Origin of the sequence: Streptomyces sp. OfavH-34-F (genome assembly GCF_022347745.1) — a bacterium.
Classification (GTDB): domain Bacteria; phylum Actinomycetota; class Actinomycetes; order Streptomycetales; family Streptomycetaceae; genus Streptomyces.
This window is the reverse complement of record NZ_JAKRGC010000462.1, coordinates 1-3797: the sequence shown is the minus strand read 5'-3', so window position 1 is coordinate 3797 and position 3797 is coordinate 1. Positions and strand designations below refer to the sequence as shown.

Here is a 3797-nt window from a genome sequence, read left to right as displayed (position 1 = left end):
CGAGCCCGCGCACCTCGCGCGCGCAGGCGTCGAGCAGGGCCAGGACGTGCTCCGCCCTGGCCCGGCGGGCGCGCAGCGGGCTCAGCGGGTGGACCAGCGGGGCGAGCGAGAGCCGGACGCGGCCGAGGAGGGCCTCCAGCTCGGCGATGCGTGGGGCCGGGTCGGCGCCGGGGGTGCCGGAGAGCCGGGCGGCGGCCTCCTCGGTGCAGGCGTGCACGCAGCGCAGGGCGCGCTGGATCCAGGCGTCGGTGGTGGCGTGCGTGGTGACGGGCAGGACGCACAGCACCGCGAGCATCGCGCCGAGGGCGCCGACGGCCGTCTCGCCGAGGCGCAGGGCGAGCAGGGCGGGGTCGAGCACGCCGAGTGCCCCGTAGAGCGCGCCGGCCATGACGGTCACGGAGAACATCATCCAGGTGTAGGAGACCGCGGCCGTGTAGAAGATCCCGAACACCCCGGCGGCGACGACCAGGGCGGTGGGCACGGGCGCGCCGTGCAGCGGGACGACGACGGCCAGGCCGACCGGGATGCCGATGAGGGTGCCCATGATCCGGCGGAAGCCGCGTACCAGGGTCTCGCCGCGCGAGGCGGTGTTGACGAAGACCCACCAGGTGGCGCCGACGGCCCAGTACCAGCGCTGGTCCGACATCAGCTGTCCGGCCAGGAGCGCGACGGTTCCGCCGGTGACCGCCTGGACGGCCTGGCGGGTGGTGACCCGGGCCAGGCCGGTGCCGGCGGGCGGGGCGGGGGCGGCCGGGGCGGTGGTGTTGCGTTCGTAGCACCAGAGGCCGAAGCGGACGACCGCGGCGCAGAGCAGGGAGAGGGCGACGGCGGAGTACAGCTCGGGGAGCTGCCGGGGCAGGGTGTGCAGGAACTGCGTGGTGAAGAAGGCCATGAAGGCGAAGACGCCGAGGGAGTGCCCGCGCGGCCCCCACCGTCTCGCGTAGACGCCCAGGCCCATGACCGCGAGGAACGCGGCGTCACGGGCGAGGGGGTGGTCGTGGAGGAGGGCGGCGAGGGCGAGCACCGGGAAGCCGGCGGCGGGCAGCAGCGCGGTGGTGACGGCCTGGCCCCGGACGGTGGGGTCGGTGACGGTGAACAGCGCGAGCAGCGCGGCGAGGCCGCCGGTGATGGCGGCGACGAGCGAGTGGCCGGCGAGCCCGCACACCACGACGGCGAGCCCGATGCCAAGGACCGCGCGGCAGGCGAAACGCAGGCGCGCCCGTCCGGGGTCCGGTGCCACGAACGCTCTCTTCAGCACTGCTGCTCCCCCACTCCGGCCCGCCGGGGGTCTCCGTGTCCCGGCATGAAAAAGGCGCCGCGGAGGTCCGCAGCGCCATCGACGTATCCATAAGAGCATCCAGAGGCAGGTTGGCTCAAATTGACCTCGATCCACTGGGCCATTGGTTCAGGCGAGTGTGGCCATGGGCGGCCATCCGGCGACCAACGGACCAGTACGGTGCCGGGGCGGCGGACATCACCGACTTCGTTGGTCTAGACATGTCAAATTGACACGGCTACGCTCACTGTTGGTCTAGACCGCAGTGCACTCCGGATTTCACCCCCACATCTCCAGGAGCGACGTATGCGCAGGAAGATCACGTCCTTACTGGCCGGGCTCGGGCTCGCCGGGGCGGCCCTGATCGCCACCTCGGCCCCCGCCCAGAGCCACGGCTACACCGACTCGCCCATCAGCCGCCAGCAGCTCTGCGGCAACGGCACCGTCCGCAACTGCGGACAGATCCAGTGGGAGCCGCCGAGCGTCGAGGGCCCCAAGGGCTTCCCCGGCCGCGGACCCGCCGACGGTCACATCTGCTCCGGCGGCATCGGCCGCTTCTCGGAACTGGACGACCCGCGCGGCGGCGCCTGGCCCGCCACCCGCGTCACCGCGGGCCAGAGCTACACCTTCAACTGGCGGATCACGGCCCGGCACGCCACGACCGACTTCCGCTACTACATCACCAAGGACGGCTACGACCCCACGAAGCCGCTGACCCGGGCCGACCTGGACACCCAGCCGTTCCTGACCGTGCCGTTCGGCGGCCGGCTGCCCGGCTCCACGGTGAGCCACTCGGGCCTGCTGCCGCAGAAATCGGGCAAGCACCTGATCCTCGGCGTGTGGACGATCGCCGACACCGGCAACGCCTTCTACGCCTGCTCCGACGTGCAGTTCTGATCCGTCCGGGGATGCCCCGCGCCGCCCGGCCGGGGCGCGCGGGGCGTCCCCGGCCGTGCCGATGGCGGGCTCCACCCGGCGCGGGCCGACCCGTTGGTACAGTCGCTGGCCCCCGAAGGACGCACGAAAGAGGCCGGCGAAGCATGGCGGTGGACGCGCTCGACACCCGTATCCTGCGGTTGCTCATCGAGCAGCCGCAGACGAGCGTGCGCGAGTACGCACGCATCCTGTCCATCGCCCGCGGCACCCTCCAGGCACGGATCGACCGGCTGGAGCGCGACGGGGTGATCACCGGCAGCGGCCCCTTCCTCTCCCCCGCCGCGCTCGGCCACCCCGTCCTCGCCTTCGTGCACCTGGAGGTCACCCAGGGGTATCTCGACGAGGTCGGCGAGGCGCTCGCCGCCGTGCCGGAGATCGTCGAGGCGTTCTCGACCACGGGTGGCGGGGACATGCTGACCCGCGTGGTCGCCCGCGACAACGGGCACCTGGAGGACGTCATCCAGCAGCTCATCCGGCTGCCAGGCGTGGTGCGGACCCGGACCGAGGTGGCCCTGCGCGAACGGGTGCCGCACCGGCTGCTGCCGCTGGTCGAATCGCTGGGCCGGTCGGCGGCCGGCGGCCGCTGACGCCCGCCGGTCATGACGGGTCCGCGCGCCGGATATCCTGATCTTGCCGCGCGCCCTCAGGGCGGATCCGCCGGACCGGCCCTAGCCGCCCCGCCCGACGGAGGCGCCGCCGCGGCAGTCCGAACGGCCCCCGGTCCGGGCCGTGCGAGAGGCCCGCTATCGAGACAGGTGTGCACACGTGTTGGTTGCTGGTCGGTACCGGCTGATATCCGCCATCGGCCGGGGCGGCATGGGCGAGGTCTGGCGGGCCACCGACGAGGTGCTCGGCCGCTCCGTCGCCGTGAAGCTGCTGCTGGGCGAGCACGCCGACGAGTCGGCCACCGCCCGGTTCCGGCTGGAGGCCCAGACGGCCGCCCGGCTGAGCCATCCCCATCTGGTGGCCGTCTTCGACTTCGGGTCCTGGGAGGACCGGCTCTTCCTGGTGATGGAGCTGGTCGAGGGCCGCAGCCTGGCGGACGTGCTGCTGGCCCAGGAGCGGCTCGGACCCGAACAGGCCGCCCACATCGCCGGACAGGCCGCCGCCGGGCTGGCGGCGGCGCACCGCCAGGGCATCGTCCACCGCGACATCAAGCCCGGCAACCTCATGCTGGACGGCGAAGGCACCGTGAAGATCGGGGACTTCGGCATCGCGCAGTTCGTCGACGACCCGTCGGCCGCGCTGACGACGACCGGTCAGATCGTCGGCACGAGCCTCTACCTCGCCCCGGAACGCGCGCTCGGCCGCACGGCGGACGCCGCCTCCGACATGTACTCGCTGGGCTGCGTCATCTACCAACTGCTGCTCGGACAGCCGCCGTTCCGCTCGGACACCGCCACGGGCACCCTCTACCAGCACGTGGACACGCCGCCCGTACCGCTGCGCCGGCACGGCGTGGACGTCTCCGCCGCCTTCGACGCCTATCTGCTCGGCCTGCTCGCGAAGCAGCCGGAGGACCGGCCCGCCGCCCAGCAGGTCGCCGACTGGTTCCACAGCGACGCCTGGCGCGGCCGCGCCGAGC

4 protein-coding genes are annotated in these 3797 nt (G+C 73.2%); 3 read left to right on the top strand and 1 reads right to left on the bottom strand.

Features of this window, described 5'->3' with window-relative positions:
- On the bottom strand, positions 1-1258 hold a 1258-nt coding region (locus tag MHW47_RS33310; protein WP_239227582.1), incomplete at its 3' end, for an FUSC family protein.
- Between the two features lie 324 nt (positions 1259-1582).
- Between MHW47_RS33310 and MHW47_RS33305 the strand changes: the two genes are divergently transcribed.
- The 3 genes from MHW47_RS33305 to MHW47_RS33295 all read left to right on the top strand — a co-directional run.
- Positions 1583-2173, top strand: a complete 591-nt coding sequence (locus MHW47_RS33305; RefSeq protein WP_239227581.1) for a lytic polysaccharide monooxygenase — start codon at positions 1583-1585, stop codon at positions 2171-2173.
- Positions 2174-2316: 143 nt separating this feature from the next.
- Entirely contained in the window at positions 2317-2799 is a 483-nt protein-coding gene (locus MHW47_RS33300; protein WP_239227580.1) for an Lrp/AsnC family transcriptional regulator, read from the top strand.
- A gap of 229 nt (positions 2800-3028) precedes the next feature.
- Positions 3029-3797, top strand: a 769-nt coding sequence (locus MHW47_RS33295) for a serine/threonine-protein kinase (RefSeq protein WP_239227583.1), incomplete at its 3' end; no start/stop codon positions are given.